This window comes from Corynebacterium sp. MSK012 (genome assembly GCF_030232435.1).
In the GTDB taxonomy this organism is placed as follows: domain Bacteria; phylum Actinomycetota; class Actinomycetes; order Mycobacteriales; family Mycobacteriaceae; genus Corynebacterium; species Corynebacterium jeikeium_D.
On record NZ_JASPJU010000006.1, the window covers coordinates 98,510 to 114,741 of the forward strand.

Sequence of the window (16,232 nt, forward strand, 5' to 3'; positions counted from 1 at the left end):
ACAGCGTCCCGGAGCAGCCGCACACCGGACAGGTTTCCGGTATCACGAGGCCGATTGCGTCGCGAGTGACGTCGTAAAGCGCGCGCAGTAATTCCTGCGATGTCCTCCCCTGCGCCATTGATCCCCTCCCCGATTTGCGCTTATTCCACAGACACCGGAGCCATTCGACCACGCGCACCCGGAACCTGGCGCCAGAACTGCTGCTGCCCCTCGCTGGAGATCAGCTCCATAACACCGGTGGCATCTAATGCGTAACGCTTCGACGAGGTCGCGGTAACCACAGGAATTGGCGGTGTCAGGTTGAGCTTCGGCAGAACGGAGCTGGTCGCACCGTCCGGGAAGGCACTCCACATCGGGGTGTCTCCGCTGTAACCGCCCACCGTGACCGTTTGATTCGGCGACCATGTCAGCGACACCGGGGAAACGTTTTCGGGGAGCGGCAGAGCACGCGGGTGCGTCAACTTCCACGGTTTATCGTCATGCCTTTCGATGGTGGCGATATAGACCTCACCAGCGATAATCATCGCTACCTGCGTGCCTGAAGAATCGACGCGGAATTCAGAAATGCCGGCGCTCGGGCGCCCCGTTCCTTCGCCGCCGTCAAGAAGGTGGCTGAGCTCAGAGGTATCAACCTCCTCCTGTTGAATCCGGGATGACGTCGACTGCCGAACCAGACGTACGACGGTTGTACCGTCCTTCACCGTCCAGACCGCCTCGGCATCTGGAGACCATGTCGGACGGGTGAGGCTCTCGCCAGTCAGCACAGGAACCGGCTGATCTTGTATTCCGCCCAGCATCAATGTGGACTCCCCGAGGTCGTACGAACCGGCACGACCATCCACGGCCGAACGGAACACGGCGGCAATAAGCTCGCTGCCATTGGGGTTGGTGCCCACTGCCGCGGAAAACACCGCAGTGCTGCCGCTGGCGGTCCAGCCGCGTCCCACAGGTGTAGCGTGGCCGTCAGCAATCTCGTAGATACCGCTGCGGTCGACCGTCCGCAACGGTGCGTTATCAGCCGGTAGATGATTCGGGTCGTAGAGCTGGATTGCGTCAGTGTCCTTCGTCCACGGCTCGTCGTGGCTGGCAACCAGTGGTTCGCCGTCGGCCATGAGGATCCACGGACCACGGAAATCTGCCGAGTCGAGAGTCCAGATAATCTGCGCCGCGAGCATGACACGCAGTTCCTCGGAAACATCACCCAACCCGGTGATTTCGACCCTGCGACCGTCCGCGTTGGACACAGGTCCTGCTTCCACCGCAATCGAGGCATTGGGCTTGAGCACGGTGGTGACGCCCGGTCGCAGTGGTGCTGATGGGCCGTTCTTCAGCTTCGTCAACAGATTGGTCGCGCCATCGGTGACGCCACGATAGAGCCAACGGCGATCTGTGACCAAATGATTACCCGCCGGGTCGAGGAAATAGACATTGCGAGGCACATTGTTTTCCAGGAATGCCTGACGCTCCATGACAACACCGTCGGGCAGCGAGGAAATGCGCCACTGCCCATCCGAACCAAGCTTCATCTCCACGGTTTCCTCATAGTCACCGGACTGGGGCTCATACGCACCATCAGTACCGAATTGACCAACGCTGCGACCTCGGGCAACGAAGGACTGTCGCGATCCTCCTTCATCCCTCTGGGCGATGAGGTTGACACCGTCGAGAATGCGGGCACTATCCTGCGGTTTCCAACTGGCCGCAAGTTCCGGGGTCATGAAGGCACGCATAGCTTGAAAATCATCAACCGGATGCGCGGCCGCGGCGAAAAAGTCGCGCAGGACAATGTCTGCATTGACATTCGGTCGTGGCTGAGGAACTTCAATACGAACTTGGGGCGGCTCAAACGGACGCAGCACCTGGGGGCTGGTGTTTCTCGGAATGGTGGTACATCCTGCGGCCGTGCCCAAAATGATCACTGAGCTAAGCGCCACTGTCTTACGCAGGACGCGACGAGCCTTTGACTGTTGCTGCGCCGTCATTTAAATATCCTCCTCTCGTGCCTGTCGGGATTCGCTATCGCTAGTCGGCTGCCCCTTACCCTGATCCTGGCTCTTGACTTGCGGTGCAATCGAATCCGATTCCAACTCCCGTGCACCAATTTCCTGCTGATGCGGAATCTGATCGGGCAGCGGCGGAACTTCCAGGCCGAGCGGATGCTCACCGAAGCTCGCATCAGGCTCCAGTGGCACAGTCAGGCGGAAACAGCTACCGACCGTCGGCACGCCAAATGCCTCCAGTTCCCCACCATGCAATTGTGCGTCCTCACGCGCGATCGCCAAGCCAAGTCCGGTCCCGCCGGTGCGTCGGACACGCGAGGGGTCAGCGCGCCAGAACCGGTTAAACACCAGCTCTTGCTGTTCCGGCTTTAGCCCCACACCGTGGTCAACGACCGTAAACGAGACCGCGGAATTGCTCGCCCGCACTGTGACATCCACCGGATTGCCCTCACTGTGGTCAACAGCGTTGGCCATAAGGTTGCGTAGCACGCGCTCGATACGACGCGAGTCGACTGTTGCCATTACCGGTTCATCGGGCAGGTGGAAGCGGATGGGTGTACCGGTCTCCTTAGCCACGACCGTTACCTGCTGATAGGCAGCATCCACGCAGCGACGGACATCGACCTTTTCTGCGGACAGATCAGCAACGCCGGCATCGTGGCGTGAGATCTCAAGCAGGTCATTGAGAAGCATCTCAAAACGCTCAAGCTCCTCATTCATCAGCTCAGCTGCGCGGCGAGTCGCCGGATCGAGGTCCTCAGCGCCGTCAGCAATAAGGTCGGCGGCCATACGCACCGTGGTCAGAGGCGTCCTCAACTCATGCGAGACATCGGAGGTGAACTGTCGCTGCAGACTGCCGTATTCCTCCAGCTGTCTAATCTGCGTCGACAGCGATTCGGCCATCTTGTTAAAGCTCATGGCCAGTCGCGCCATGTCATCTTCACCCTGCACGACCATGCGTTCGCGCAAGTGGCCGTCGGCAAAGCGCTGGGCAATCTGGGCGGCGGAACGCACTGGTGTCGTCACCTGATTGGAGAAGAACCAAGTAATACCGCCGAGAAGCGCCATGATGACTACTGTCGCACCGGCGAGGAGACCACGAACCAACTTAATAGTCGATTCCTCTGCAGCCATAGAGGTGACCAGATAGAGCTCGAGCCCATCAACCGAGGTAGAAGTAGGGCTACCGATAATTAACGCCGAGTACGTATCGCCGCGGTTATCAGTGACTTGGCGTACCTGATACGCAATTTGCCCTTGTCGGACTACTTCATGCAATCGTTCTGGAACATCGGCCTTAATCGGCGATGAAGCCAACACCGTGCCTCGTGGCACCGGCGCCACGAGCAGCGGTTCATAACTTGTCAGTGGCGCAGCACCGGAACCGGCTGCACGGTTCACAAGGGCATCGCGCCCCACGTTGAGAAGAGCTTGCAGCTCGTTGGACGAAGAGTTCTCAATCGCCTGCTCCACCACCGCGCGAGCACGGTCAATTTCCTCGTCGGCAGCGGTAACCTTTGCGTCGATAAGCCGCTGGGTAACAATAGTCGCCAGCGCGAAACCGAGTACCGCAATCACCATCGCGCTCAGTACCACCACAGAGGTCAGAATGCGCGCTTGGATAGACGTGCGCCAGAGCGTAACCGCCCAGGTCACTCCCCTGTTGGTGAAGTCTCGAAGCTTCGTTATTAATCGACGCAAGAATCGGCTCCCACTAAAGCTGACTGACCTTGATTAGTCACCCGTCTTGTACCCGACACCGCGGACGGTCAGCACAATCTGGGGGTTTTCCGGATCCAATTCAATCTTCGAGCGCAGACGCTGAACGTGAACGTTGACGAGTCGAGTATCCGAGGTGTGCTGATATCCCCAGACCTTTTCCAACAACTCATCACGGGAAAAGACCTGCTTCGGACGGGATGCAAGAGTGTGCAATAGGTCAAACTCCAACGGGGTCAGAGAAATCTCCTTGCCATCGCGAAACACTGCGTGACCGGGCACGTCGATGGTCAAGTCGCCGACCTCGAGGGTCTCGCTCGGGCTGTCCTCCTGACGACGCAGCCGAGCGCGCACACGCGCCACGAGTTCCTTCGGCTTAAAGGGCTTCGTGACATAGTCATCCGCACCGGATTCCAGGCCGAGGACCACATCGACCGTGTCGGTCTTCGCAGTCAACATGATGATCGGCACCGCCGATGTCTCTCGCACAGTGCGACAGACATCGACACCACTCATGCCCGGCAACATGAGATCCAGCAGAATCAAATCTGGGTTCTCCCGCTCTGCTGCCTTGACAGCTTCGAGGCCATCGTCGACTACTACTGTGTCGAAGCCCTCGCGCTCCATCACCATCGTGAGCATTTCGGCGATGGCCGGATCATCATCAACAACCAGGATTTTTGAGCTCATGCGTCATATTCTAAACGTAAAGCTATCTAGTTCTGTAGTTTCCCGTTGAGGTGGCTAGCGCAGGCGTGCACTAATCCATTCCACAAGGCGGTCCGCCCCATCGTCCCCCGTAAGCATCAGCCATGGTGACTGCCACGAGCCTTCCGCGAACTTCTGGTACGCCGCTAGTGTGCGCTCCTGCAAACCCGAGTCCTTTTCGTAGGCATCCCTCGTTCGCTGCACATCAGAGGCTTCCCGCTTGCGTGCGCGGTCGGCTGCCACTCCCACCGACGTGGCCAGACAGACCTGAACGTCGGGAAGCGGAAGTTGGAAATCTCCGAATTCGGTCTTCTCAATCCACCCGACGATCGCCGGATCCTGTGTGCGCGCCAGGGAGTATGCCGCGTTGGACGCGACGTAGCGATCGATAATCAGAACATCGTTCTCGCGCGCTGCATCAACAATCGCTTCACGACGTTCTTTGCGGTCCAGAGCGAACAGGAGTGCCATTGCCCAAGCGGAGTCCGCGGTGTCGCCGAGCTGACCGTGCAAGGCTTGATCGGCGAAATCAGCGAAGATTGTCTGCCGGTACGCCGGAAAGGTCATCGAAGAAACGGAGTGTCCTTGACTTCGGAGTTGATTGGTAACAGCTGTGACAAGCGTGTTCTTGCCAGCACCGTCGATTCCTTCGACTGCGATAATCAAATTCTTCTCCTCGCACACATGGCTGCGGCCTAGCCTTGGCTAGAACTAGTAGCGGTAGTGCTCTGGCTTATACGGGCCCTCGACGTCAACGCCGATGTATTCGGCCTGTTCCTTGGACAGTCGGGTGAGCTCACCGCCGAGTGCCTCGACGTGAATGCGAGCGACCTTCTCATCCAGAATCTTCGGCAGACGGTGGACAGTGTTGTCGTACTTATCACCGTTGCAGTAGAGCTCAATCTGCGCGATTGTCTGGTCGGCGAAGGAGGTCGACATTACGAAGGACGGGTGTCCGGTGGCATTACCCAGGTTGAGCAGGCGCCCCTCGGAAAGCACAATCAGAGAGCGTTCCTCGCCGTCAGCATGCGGGAAGATGTACTCGGTGACCTGCGGCTTGATCTCCACACGACGGACATCATCGCGGTGGTGCAGGCTATGCATGTCGATCTCGTTGTCGAAGTGGCCGATGTTGCCCAGCAGCGCGTGGTTCTTCATCTGCTGCATGTGCTCGAAAGTGATGACGTCCTTGTTGCCTGTGGCGGTGATGACAATGTCGACATCTGCGATGACGCTCTCAGTAGCGACGACGTCGAAACCGTCCATCAATGCCTGCAATGCGTTAATCGGGTCGGCCTCGGTGACCTGAACGCGAGCGCCCTGCCCCGCCAGCGCCTCCGCGCAGCCCTTACCCACATCGCCGTAACCGCAAACCAGCACATTCTTGCCGCCAACCAGCATGTCGGTACCGCGGTTAATGCCGTCCAGAAGGCTGTGGCGGGTGCCGTACTTGTTATCGAACTTGGACTTGGTGACGGCATCGTTGACGTTCATGGCCGGGAATGGCAGCACGCCCTGCTCTGCGAAGTGGTAGAGGCGGTGGACACCAGTGGTGGTCTCCTCTGTGACACCCTTGACCGACTTTGCAATTCGGTGCCAACGGCCGGCATCCTTCTCCAAGCTGGCGCGAAGCATGTCCTTGAAGGCAATAAACTCGTCCGAATCCGACTCTTCTGCAGGCGGCACCAGGCCAGCATCCTCGAATTCCATACCCTTAATGACAGCCATGGTGGCGTCGCCGCCGTCGTCCAGAATCATGTTGGCATCTTCATCGCCCCAGTCAAAGATGCGGTCGAGGCACCACCAGTACTCCTCCAGCGTCTCGCCCTTCCAAGCGAAAACCGGAACACCCTGCGGATCCTCCGGAGTGCCGTTTCGCCCAACGACGACAGCCGCAGCGGCCTCATCCTGAGTGGAGAAGATGTTGCACGAGGCCCAGCGGACCTCTGCGCCCAGCGCCGTCAAGGTCTCGATGAGCACTGCGGTTTGAACCGTCATGTGAATGGAGCCGGAAATACGGGCACCGGCCAGTGGCTGCTGCTCTGCGTACTCTTCGCGCAGCGCCATTAGGCCTGGCATCTCGTGCTCAGCCAGACGAATCTGGTGACGACCGGCCTCAGCCAGGGAGAGGTCTGCAACCTTGAAATCAATGTTCTTCGAGGACATGTAACGCTTTCTCTAGATTCTTTGACGTGAGATTCTTCTTAAAGAATCAGTACTGGGGACGCGAGAATTACTCTACCGCTTCGACGCAGTTTTCCAGCGCCGCCTGGTCAGACTCACTGAGTTCCCCCAGAAGACTATCGAACACCTCGGAGGCGATAGCCAACGCATCCTCCTCGCTGCCGTGTGCCTCCGAGATTCCCTTCCGAATGAAGCTGTAGTCCTCCACAATGTCACCGCCGCTAAATGGCGCACCATTCCAAATTGCAATAATCACAGCCGCCGCGAGTGCGCATGCTTTCTCATCGCTACTTTCGGAATCCACCCCAATGCGGCCAGCATCAATCAATGCACCAACGCGATCCTGCGAGTCGAGATCCTGAACCTCATCGAACAGTTCAATGACCGAATCGCTACCAAAAACCTCAGTCTCCCAGATGGACATGATAGGTGGCCACGCTCCTTTCGCGCTTCGAACCAATTGCCAGTTTTCGTCTTCGACGAGCGCTTTCCAAAGAGCGCTTTTCGACGAGCCCACGGTAATCTGGCCGCCGACCAAATAGCTGTCGCCTGCACGTACCGCTAGCCGGAAAACCGCATGTGGCCTTACCGAAGTTCTACCCGACTTTTCGCCACTTTTACAGTGCGAGAGACTTATTTAATCCCCTCAACACAATTTTCACCCTAGAGAGAAGATAACGGGCATGTTAAGTTAGTTCCCAGACCTCGTAATGTAACTGTTATCTTTTTCGTTACAGGGCGATTTCACGCATGACACGAAAGGAGTACCTACCATGGTGAAGAAGGCCTTTGGAGCTCTTCTGCTCGCAGCCCTTCCCCTGAGCGTTTCGCTCGTTGGCTGCTCCGATAGCAGTGCTGCCGAGGGGGCGAATCCGGAAAACGCCGGCTCTCAGTCGAAAATGGAGACCTCTGCTCCACTACCTCCAGTTCCTAGTGATGCCGAGCTGCAGCAGAGCACTGAATCGAATTCAGATTCCTCGCTGACTGAGACGACTGGCAGTCTGGTACCTCGTCCGACCACGCCATCGAGCACCGAGATTGTAGAGGATCCGTACCTGCCACCGCAGGCGTACATCCCGCCGACTTCCACAAACTCAAGTACGACAACTCCGACGTCGACCACATCAACACCTCCGACGACCACGGAGACCACAGAGCCCACGTCTGACGACGTTTCTTCGCCGACGCCCAGCAAGCCGGTGCCACTGCTACCGGAAGATAACTCGGAAAAGCCGAACGACAGTCTTCCGGAAGGCGACGGTGACGCAGCAGCTGAGCCGAAGCCGCCTTCATCGCAGGCGCAGTCTCAGTCGGGTACGCAAACCACAACTCCGTCCGAGACTCCTCAGAAAACTCCTTCGAACGAGCCGACGTCCCCGAAGGGGCCGACACCTCCGAACAACCAGGCCCCTTCGAAGGAGAAGGACACCGCTGGCGGCAATGGGGCTAGCAATAGCAAGATTTCCCCAATCCCGGAAAAGCCAAAGGACTCCGGATTCCTGGGAAATCTCTTCGATAACGACGAGGACTAACCCACCCGCGGGACGGTCGCGACAAAGACGGTTGCCCCGTCTTGGCGCGCAGTCAGCTCAATATCGGCTGCGTCGACAGCCGGAACCCAGGCCGCATGGCCGCTGGGAACCTCAACCACGGAGTCGTCGTGACGCAACGTAACCGTGCCCGCTGTAGACAGCACAACCGTGGCGGAATCTTCGTCGAGCAGAACATGTTCGCCCGGCTCCAGGTCCCGCGAACGAAGGCGGAACTCGCGCACCGGCGCGTCATAGTCATTCCAGCCATCATCGGTCAGCCGCGACTGCAGCACCGGATCTGGCAGCGGGCGGAAAGAGAGCACGCGCAGTAGCTCTACGACATCGACATGCTTAGAGGTCAGGCCTCCGCGCAGCACGTTGTCGGAGTTGGCCATGATTTCCACGCCCATGCCATTGAGGTAAGCATGCAGCTGTCCCGCACCAAGGTAGATGGCTTCGCCCGGCTGTAAGCGAAGGCGATTAAGCAGCATCGAGCCCAGGACTCCCGGGTCCCCCGGATACTTTCGAGCCAGTTCGCAGGTGGTCTCGGCTACTCGCGAGAACTCCTCGTCCTCGCCACTGTAATCCGCGCACTTGGCAGCCACGGCTTCGACCAGCTCATCGAGGACATCCTGGGGCAACGTCAAGCACGTTGTAAACAATGCCCGCAGAGCGCTCTCGTCATCGGCGGCATCGAGCAGTCCCATGTAGTGGTCGAACTCCGGTACCGCCAGCGCCGCGAGCAACTCCTTCGTGCGCTCCACCGGGCGGAATCCGGCCAACGCGTCGAAGGTAGTCAGGGCGACAATGAGTTCTGGCTTGTGGTTATTGTCCCGGTAATTGCGGAAATGTGCAGTGGCCGGAATGCCCTCCGCATTTTCGCGTGCAAATCCCTCCTGAGCTTCTGCCAAGGTGGGGTGTGCCTGCAGCGACAGCGGCTCATCGGCTGCGAGCAGTTTCAACAGGAACGGCAGCCTGCCGTTGTCGGTGTCAATTGCGCATCCGAGCGCAGCCGCCGGATCCTGCGCAATGAGCTCATCCAGCGGCGTGCCGGCTACGGTGGCCGATGCCAGTGCATGCGCACCAAACCACAGTTCCGCCCAGGGCTTCGATGTGGGAGCGTCCGCACCGGTGATTCTCGCCAAATGTGTACGAGACCCCCAGGGGTACGACTGCAGCACGGGGTCCAACAGCTCCATGCCCGTATCACTCCTCTAATAGTCACTACTGGCGCAAGCACGCCAATCTCACCGAAGCCCCAAAAGCCTTCGGTGACACCCGGCGATTACGCAGAAAACGCCGCAATCGCACCAACTCTGGCTGCAGTAACACATACTTCAACCAGTGGATGATGAGTCTCCGCATCGAGCGCAGGGCACTCCACACGAGCCCATCCAGCTTCGCCGTAGTGGTCCCGGTAGTGGCTCACATTGTTCGGCGCAGCTAAAACAATCGCCCCCAACGGTAGCACTGTCGCCCCTTCATCCCCACCATCAATGAACGGGTCATAGAAAATATCCCGGCTTGCCTGGGGTTCTGCAGCGAGCAATGCGCCCACGCTAAGAGACAATTCGCTTATCGACGACGCTGCCGAGACCACGCCTGCCTCGAGCATCTGTAACGATGCCAGCTCCGCTACCGGCGCCAGCGCCGAGGTCGTCGACACTGCAAGCATTCTGCGGCCTGCCACCCACTGCGCTACCTGCCGCGCGGGGTTAACTGTTTCATCTCGCTGCGGAGCACAAGCGGCAATATCGGCGTCCACCGCATCGGCGACTTCCTCGACTATCCCAGCCGGAGCCAGAGCGGTGGCGCCACATTCGGTGAGCGCGCTGGCGATGGCACCGACATAGGCGGTAAAGGACGCCGACTCCGCCATCGCCGGGCGCGGAACCACAACCGTATCGGGGCTACCTGCGGCACGCAATGGCCCTTCACCGGGATCCACCACGACCGTGGCTGCTCCTCGCCTATGAGCTTCAGCCAGAGCTGCACCGAGTGGGCTGCCGGGGTTGTCGTCACAGACGATGACCAAATCGAGGGCGCCGACATAACTGGGCAACTGACGCGCAATTACGACCGGGCAGCGGATGTCGTCGGCAAGCGCGCGCACGGATTCGGCGGCGAGCTGCGCCCGACGATTTCCCACGAGGATGACCGCGCTGCGCGGCAGTGGAAGTTGAGCAAACGCTCCCCCGCGAGTCGCGGAGGCAGCAGCTCTGAGACCTGCGCCGGCAGTGGCCATACGGTAGAACAGGGCCTCTTGGCGCGGGTTATGGGAGGAGTCGAATGACGAGGTCATACTCCCAAGCATGCCTGAAAACGGGCGTGTGGGGTTGATTAACCGCGGATGATGCCGAGAACTTCGTCGACAAGCGCATCGACCTCAGCACGCGTCGGCGCCTCGACGTTCAGACGCAGCAGCGGCTCCGTATTGGAGGCCCGGACGTTGAACCACGCCTTGGAGTCCGCCAGCTCAATGGTCAGGCCATCCATCCAGTCCGAGGACTCGGTGCGATCGGCAAAGGCAGTCTCGATTTCCTTCTGCTTTGCCTGCTGCTCCTCTGCGCTGCCCAGGCGGGAATTAATCTCGCCGGAGGCCTCGTAGCGGTTGTACTCGGCCATGAATTCGCTCAGTGGCTTGTCCTGCTCTGCCAGTGCGGCCAGGACATGCATGGCGGCGAGCATGCCGGAGTCAGCGTTGAAGAATTCCTTGAAGTAGTAGTGCGCCGAATGCTCGCCACCAAAAACAGCACTGTGCTCGGCCATTTGCGCCTTAATAAAGGAGTGCCCAACACGGGTACGAACCGGGGTTCCGCCGTTTTCCACAATCATCTCCGGCACGACGTGTGAGGTAATCAGGTTATGGATGATAGCCGCGCCCGGGTTCTGCTCCAGGTAGCGGGTGGCCACCAACGCACAGATGGCCGATGGGCTGACCGGGTTGCCCTTCTCGTCGACGACGAAGCAGCGGTCAGCGTCGCCATCGAAGGCAATACCGATGTCTGCGCCCTGCTCCACCGTGAACTTCTGCAGGTCAACGAGGTTGGCGGGTTCCAATGGGTTGGCCTCGTGATTCGGGAAGTTGCCGTCGAGCTCAAAGTAGAGGTCAGCAACATCCATGTCTTCTCCGAGCACTGCCGGGACTGTCAGTCCTCCCATACCGTTACCGGCATCGACTGCGACCTTCAGACGACGGCCGGAGCGGATGTCGACCAGCCCATGGAGGAACGCCGCGTAATCCTGCAGAACATCCTCGTGATCAATTTCACCCGGAGTGCCGGTGTACTCCGGGATTCCGTCGACAAGCAGATCCTTAATCTGAGCAAGCCCTGTCTCCTGCCCAATCGGACGTGCCAGCGAACGGCACATCTTGATGCCGTTGTATTCAGCCGGGTTGTGGCTGGCAGTGAACATCGCGCCCGGGCATTCCTTTACTCCGGAGGCGAAATACAGCTCGTCCGTAGAGGTCAGGCCGAGCAAGGTAACATTGAGCCCCTGTGCAGCCGCGCCACCGGCGAAACTAGCCGCCAACTCCGGTGAGGACTCACGCATATCGTGGCCAACTACGGCACGTGTTGCGCCCTCTGAACGCATGATGTGTCCGAAGGCGGCGCCGATGGCTCCGACAAGGTCCGCGTCGATGCCCTCACCGACAACACCGCGCACGTCATAGGCCTTGATGACGGCATCCAAATCGGAACGATTGTAAGTGCCCACGAAAAACCTCTCTGGGTAAGTATCAGTTTTGTGAAAAATGATACTAGCCCCAGAGAGGCTCTCACAAAGAAATGCCGCGGCAAGATGGCATGAGCTGGGGCACGGCGCCCGACCCGTTAGTCGTCCGAATCCTCCGGATCGCGAACTACATGCAGGTGACCGCGCGCGGATTTCCGCGTCGACGGGTGACGGCTGGAATCAATCTTGTAGGTCTGAGGACGGTTGTCGACCTCATCCCGCAGCACCAGGCCAGTCGCGTTGCGGCCAGCTTCACGGACGGCTTCCGCCAATGCGGTCAAATCATCATCGTCCTGGGCGGGCGTCGGCACGTCGTAACGCACGAGCTCCCAACCCAGCGGTGCGGTGATGGAACGCGCGTGCTTCTCACAGAGATCCCAGCTATGCGGTTCGGACGCGGCGGCGAGCGGCCCCACCACAGCCGTCGACTCCGCGTAGGCATACGTCAACGTAGCTACGGCAGGTTTGCCACAGCCGGGCCGGCAACAACGTCTAAAAACACTCACGGCATCAAAGTCTAGACCCTAACTTTAAGTTTCGATAGTTTTTCTCCCACTCCGGGCGTTTTTCGCTTTCCGACGCTCCCCGGGGCACCCCAGCCTTACCCAGCAAACCCGCGACATGGCCGAAAGTTGACCTCACCCACGTTGACAGGCCGACCGATTATGCTCAACAAATATGAATTCATCGGCTTATACTCCGCGCTCTTTGCGACGCTCACTGCGACGCGGTCGCGGACCTCGGGGACCTCTGCTGCCGCCGGAAGTACCTCGTTGGAAGAGCCGTTCAGAAGCTTTTGACCAGGCGGTTATTGACGCCTATGCCCCATTGGATCAGCGCTGGTCCCGACAACTGTCGCACCTGGACATCGCCATCGACACGATTCCTCGCATGCAGTTGCGCCCGGACATGTACTTCCCGGAAGAGATTGTCGCTGATGGACCTGTTCCGCTGGGACGACTTATCCCTGCTGGCATTGACCGCGTAGGCAACCCCACCCGCCCCTGCGTAGTAGTGTTCCGCCGCCCCATTGAGCGCCGTGTCTCGGGCCGAGTGGAACTGGACCAGATGCTGCAATATGTACTGATCCGCCTGGTGGCGGTATATCTGGGCATTGATCCGGTTGAGGTGGACCCTAGTTTCGACGAGAACTTCCTGTAGAAAGCTTTCTTCTAAGGAGCTCCCTAGAGACCGGGTTAATAGACAAACAGTGTGTGATTCTCAAGATAGTAACTGGTCAGGCCCCATAAATTACCGGCTGCACGCGTGAATACGGGCTGCAAATGTGAAACTGTGCAAGTTTATGACACTTTCAGGCCATTTTTCGGGCGATTTTTGTCATAAACGCAGTCAGTAACTCGCATTAAGAACTAAGCGACAAAAGGGCCCACCCAGCGACATGCTGAGCGGACATATTTTCGTCTATTAACCCTAGAGAGCAGGAAAAACTCGTTCACCGAAAAATCCCCCAGGGTATTACCCAAGGGGAAACTGCGAGGTCGAGCGAAGGATAAAATACAGACCCGGCTGCCCTAGCCAATCTGCCGCTTCAAACGGCGGCGCTCACGCTCAGAGAGGCCACCCCAAATACCGAAGCGCTCATCATGCTCGAGAGCAAACTCCAGGCATTCATCTCGCACACCACAAGCACGACAAATACGCTTTGCTTCGCGAGTGGATCCACCCTTCTCAGGGAAGAAAGCTTCTGGATCGGTCTGGGCACACAGAGCTTGCTCCTGCCAGTCCTGATCGACGGCTTCAAACAACCCCGAAAGGTCATCTGCCCACTCTGTCAACGGCCGAGGCTGGTTTTCAGAGGAGCTATCATTCACAGCGATGTCACCCGCATTCGTCTCACTATCCACAGCAGAGCCGCCATCAAACATGCTGGACTTTTCCATGCCGAGGGCCTCCTGATGGTTGTTGCTGCGGGTCTTTAAATTGGGCTTAGTGTGCGAAACACACATTTGTGATTACACACGTGTAACCCACCATCGGTCAAGCCGAATAGAGAATTTGCCCCAATACTTTTCATTGCCCCTGAAGCCCCTCCCCCCGCGTTGGGGATTAAGTTCAGGTTGAAGGATGGCCCCCGAACTCTAAACCTGCCACCTGAACTCAATCACATTCGCCACATGCCTCTCACCAGCACCTTTGGCGACACTTCGGCAACTCTAATCAGATATTGCCGGCAAAAGTCTGACACGCCGAAGGCTGCAGACTAGACATCCGTCGAAAAACGTACTCCGTGATCGGGGATCTGGACACCCGGCCACACACGGATACCGTTGATCAATTCACAGCGCGCACCAACGACGGCACCCTCGCCGATAATGGCATCACTGATGACCGTTCGCGGGCCAATATCGGCACCATCGGCAATCACAGAGCGCTCGATCACAGCACCGGCACCGATGCGTGCGCCGTCGAAGATCACCGATTGATCAATCCGAGCTCCCGCACCAATCTCCGCCCCACGGCCGACAACAGAGCCACCGTAGAGAAGAGCGCCGCCACCGACCGACGCAGATTCGTCGACAAGCGCTTCGCCGTGCTTACCCTCTAGAAGTGGTGACGGCGCGATACCGCGGACCAAATCGGAGGAGCCGCGGACGAAGTCACCCGGAGTCCCCATGTCACGCCAGTAGGCGTAATCAACGTGACCGTAGACGTTCATACCGCGGTCAAGCAGCGCTGGGAAGATTTCACGCTCAACGCTAATGGGGCGACCAGCCGGAATCGACTCGATAATCTCGCGGCGGAACACGTAGATACCGGCATTAATCTGATCGGTCGGCGGATCCTGGGTCTTCTCCAGGAACTCCAGGACGCGCCCATCCTCATCGGTCGGAACACAGCCAAACGCGCGTGGATCCGGCACACGGACGAGGTGCATCGTAACGTCCGCATCCTTCTCCGCATGAGTACCCAATACCGCGCGCAAGTCGGTACCGCCGAGGACATCGCCGTTGAAAATCATCGCGGTGTCATAGCGCAGCTTGTCTAGGACGTTTCGGATACCGCCACCGGTTCCCAGCGGCTCAGCCTCAAAGACGTATTCAATTTCGAGACCCAAATCCGAACCGTCGCCGAAGTGTTCTTCAAATACTTCAGCTCGGTAGGAGGTGCCCAATACCACGTGCTTCATACCTGCTGCACGAATGCGGCCAAGCAGATGCTCCAGGAATGGATGCCCTGCCGTGGGCAGCATCGGCTTCGGCGTATTCACGGTAAGGGGACGCAAACGCGTACCTTGCCCGCCAACCAGAATGACAGCGTCAGTCTGTTCAGCCAACGTGGCTCCCGCCTGCTGTGCAGCATCCGCTCCCGGCTGGAAGGCGGAGCCATGCCCAGCACTCGGACGAACTTCGGTAGTCATGAAATCGGTAACTTTCTTCGATGGATCATTCCAACAGTTAATTAATTCCTACGCTTTTTGACCGCGATTATGACTTTGCCACGCAGGAACAGCCCCAAACGCAATGCCAGTCGCACAGGTGCCAGCGCCGGCCCCGGCAGGCGATCTGACATAAAACGGTATGCCGACTCGTGATGGGCCTTTACGGTAATTTCCGGGTGCTTACTGGCAGAATGTCCCTGCGCGTGACGTATCTCTGCACGGGGACAGAAAACATTGCTCCAACCGGCCTTGCCCAGTCGGTCACCCAAATCCACGTCCTCCATGTACATGAAGTAGCGGGTATCAAAGCCATCAATCTGGTCGAACGCATCCCACCGCAGCAGCAGGCATGCGCCCGACAACCATCCCGCCGATCGCTCACGATCCATATCCGTGTCATCCCGGTAGTGACGTGAGAAAGGGTTAGTAGGCCAGATATCGGCAAGCAGCGCGTGTCCGATACCGCTGACAAGTTTAGGAACCGCGCGTGCCGACGGGTACACGCTGCCATCCGCCTCGCGAATCAGCGGACCAATCGCTCCAGCTTTGGGATTGCGCTGCGCGCATTCCAACAGAACATCGATTGCGCCAGGGGCAAACACCACGTCAGGGTTGACCAGCATGACGTAATCAGGATTGATTTCACCAGCACGGCGAGCCCGCCCCAGCTCCGCAATGCCACGGTTGGCGGCCGCGCCATAGCCAATGTTGCCGCCGGTGCGCAGAAGCTGAACATCCGCTCCGGTCTCCTTGGCCCGAGCTTCTTCCTTCTCCACGGAACCATCCGTCGAGCCGTTGTCGGCCATAATCAGACGCGTGAAGGCACTGGCGGCGGGGCCCAGCGAATCCACCAGCTTGCTCAGGTGCTCACCGGGCGAAAAGGTCACGGTGACCACACCGAGCGGAAGCTGCGAGGGTTGCGGGGAATTCGAGGTTTCAATCACAAACCTA

At 58.7% G+C, this 16,232-nt stretch carries 15 protein-coding genes; 2 read left to right on the top strand and 13 right to left on the bottom strand.

Features of this window, described 5'->3' with window-relative positions; translation table 11 throughout:
• Positions 1-140: 140 nt before the first annotated feature.
• The 6 genes from QP977_RS05285 to QP977_RS05310 all read right to left on the bottom strand — a co-directional run bounded on the left by QP977_RS05285 (position 141) and on the right by QP977_RS05310 (position 7,035).
• Entirely contained in the window at positions 141-1,982 is a 1,842-nt protein-coding gene (locus tag QP977_RS05285) for an LpqB family beta-propeller domain-containing protein (RefSeq protein WP_049172806.1), read from the bottom strand.
• Positions 1,983-3,656 (bottom strand): MtrAB system histidine kinase MtrB, encoded by a 1,674-nt coding sequence (gene mtrB / locus QP977_RS05290; RefSeq protein ID WP_070429795.1) that lies wholly within the window; start codon positions 3,654-3,656, stop codon positions 1,983-1,985. It abuts the gene before it with no gap.
• 78 nt (positions 3,657-3,734) lie between these two features.
• Entirely contained in the window at positions 3,735-4,409 is a 675-nt protein-coding gene (mtrA, locus tag QP977_RS05295) for an MtrAB system response regulator MtrA (protein ID WP_016422206.1), read from the bottom strand.
• A 54-nt stretch (positions 4,410-4,463) separates the two neighbouring features.
• Positions 4,464-5,093 (bottom strand): dTMP kinase, encoded by a 630-nt coding sequence (locus tag QP977_RS05300; protein ID WP_284847196.1) that lies wholly within the window; start codon positions 5,091-5,093, stop codon positions 4,464-4,466.
• 45 nt (positions 5,094-5,138) lie between these two features.
• Positions 5,139-6,593: an adenosylhomocysteinase gene (gene ahcY / locus QP977_RS05305; RefSeq protein WP_049172800.1), complete on the bottom strand. Its 1,455-nt coding sequence runs from the start codon at positions 6,591-6,593 to the stop codon at positions 5,139-5,141.
• A 67-nt stretch (positions 6,594-6,660) separates the two neighbouring features.
• Complete coding sequence (locus tag QP977_RS05310) at positions 6,661-7,035, bottom strand: DUF4259 domain-containing protein (protein WP_048731664.1); 375 nt, start codon at positions 7,033-7,035, stop codon at positions 6,661-6,663.
• Positions 7,036-7,384: 349 nt separating this feature from the next.
• Here QP977_RS05310 and QP977_RS05315 point away from each other — a divergent pair, with 349 nt between their 5' ends.
• Positions 7,385-8,143 carry a hypothetical protein gene (locus tag QP977_RS05315; RefSeq protein WP_048731662.1) on the top strand — a complete coding sequence of 253 codons (759 nt, stop codon included), beginning with the start codon at positions 7,385-7,387 and terminating at the stop codon, positions 8,141-8,143.
• On the opposite strand, the gene manA is transcribed toward QP977_RS05315, so the two are convergent.
• The 4 genes from manA to QP977_RS05335 all read right to left on the bottom strand — a co-directional run bounded on the left by manA (position 8,140) and on the right by QP977_RS05335 (position 12,387).
• A complete protein-coding gene (gene manA / locus QP977_RS05320) occupies positions 8,140-9,342 on the bottom strand; it encodes a mannose-6-phosphate isomerase, class I (protein WP_284847197.1) in 1,203 nt (400 codons plus the stop codon). The genes QP977_RS05315 and manA overlap by 4 nt on opposite strands.
• An 86-nt stretch (positions 9,343-9,428) precedes the next feature.
• Positions 9,429-10,445 (bottom strand): hypothetical protein, encoded by a 1,017-nt coding sequence (locus QP977_RS05325; RefSeq protein WP_049193299.1) that lies wholly within the window; start codon positions 10,443-10,445, stop codon positions 9,429-9,431.
• Positions 10,446-10,483: 38 nt separating this feature from the next.
• Entirely contained in the window at positions 10,484-11,863 is a 1,380-nt protein-coding gene (locus tag QP977_RS05330) for a phosphomannomutase/phosphoglucomutase (protein ID WP_081636711.1), read from the bottom strand.
• Positions 11,864-11,979: 116 nt separating this feature from the next.
• Positions 11,980-12,387 carry a DUF3499 domain-containing protein gene (locus QP977_RS05335; RefSeq protein WP_005509890.1) on the bottom strand — a complete coding sequence of 136 codons (408 nt, stop codon included), beginning with the start codon at positions 12,385-12,387 and terminating at the stop codon, positions 11,980-11,982.
• Positions 12,388-12,559: 172 nt separating this feature from the next.
• On the opposite strand from QP977_RS05335, the gene QP977_RS05340 reads away from it, so the two are divergent.
• A complete protein-coding gene (locus tag QP977_RS05340) occupies positions 12,560-13,042 on the top strand; it encodes a metallopeptidase family protein (protein ID WP_070439494.1) in 483 nt (160 codons plus the stop codon).
• Positions 13,043-13,413: 371 nt separating this feature from the next.
• Here QP977_RS05340 and QP977_RS05345 read toward each other — a convergent pair whose 3' ends face one another.
• The 3 genes from QP977_RS05345 to QP977_RS05355 all read right to left on the bottom strand — a co-directional run bounded on the left by QP977_RS05345 (position 13,414) and on the right by QP977_RS05355 (position 16,225).
• Positions 13,414-13,782, bottom strand: coding sequence for a WhiB family transcriptional regulator (locus QP977_RS05345; protein ID WP_005510060.1), 369 nt, complete (start codon positions 13,780-13,782; stop codon positions 13,414-13,416).
• A 320-nt stretch (positions 13,783-14,102) separates the two neighbouring features.
• Complete coding sequence (manB, locus tag QP977_RS05350) at positions 14,103-15,260, bottom strand: mannose-1-phosphate guanylyltransferase (RefSeq protein WP_048731655.1); 1,158 nt, start codon at positions 15,258-15,260, stop codon at positions 14,103-14,105.
• 41 nt (positions 15,261-15,301) lie between these two features.
• Positions 15,302-16,225 (bottom strand): glycosyltransferase family 2 protein, encoded by a 924-nt coding sequence (locus tag QP977_RS05355; protein WP_016422194.1) that lies wholly within the window; start codon positions 16,223-16,225, stop codon positions 15,302-15,304.
• Between the last annotated feature and the right edge of the window lie 7 nt (positions 16,226-16,232).

Excerpts from the sequence above, each read along its gene's own strand:
- QP977_RS05285 (WP_049172806.1), bottom strand. The coding sequence starts at position 1,982 with ATGACGGCGCAGCAACAGTCAAAGGCTCGTCGCGTCCTGCGTAAGACA.
- mtrA (WP_016422206.1), bottom strand. The coding sequence starts at position 4,409 with ATGAGCTCAAAAATCCTGGTTGTTGATGATGATCCGGCCATCGCCGAA.
- ahcY (WP_049172800.1), bottom strand. The coding sequence starts at position 6,593 with ATGTCCTCGAAGAACATTGATTTCAAGGTTGCAGACCTCTCCCTGGCT.
- QP977_RS05310 (WP_048731664.1), bottom strand. The coding sequence starts at position 7,035 with ATGTCCATCTGGGAGACTGAGGTTTTTGGTAGCGATTCGGTCATTGAA.
- QP977_RS05315 (WP_048731662.1), top strand. The coding sequence starts at position 7,385 with ATGGTGAAGAAGGCCTTTGGAGCTCTTCTGCTCGCAGCCCTTCCCCTG.
- manA (WP_284847197.1), bottom strand. The coding sequence starts at position 9,342 with ATGGAGCTGTTGGACCCCGTGCTGCAGTCGTACCCCTGGGGGTCTCGT.
- QP977_RS05325 (WP_049193299.1), bottom strand. The coding sequence starts at position 10,445 with ATGACCTCGTCATTCGACTCCTCCCATAACCCGCGCCAAGAGGCCCTG.
- QP977_RS05340 (WP_070439494.1), top strand. The coding sequence starts at position 12,560 with ATGAATTCATCGGCTTATACTCCGCGCTCTTTGCGACGCTCACTGCGA.
- QP977_RS05345 (WP_005510060.1), bottom strand. The coding sequence starts at position 13,782 with ATGGAAAAGTCCAGCATGTTTGATGGCGGCTCTGCTGTGGATAGTGAG.
- manB (WP_048731655.1), bottom strand. The coding sequence starts at position 15,260 with ATGACTACCGAAGTTCGTCCGAGTGCTGGGCATGGCTCCGCCTTCCAG.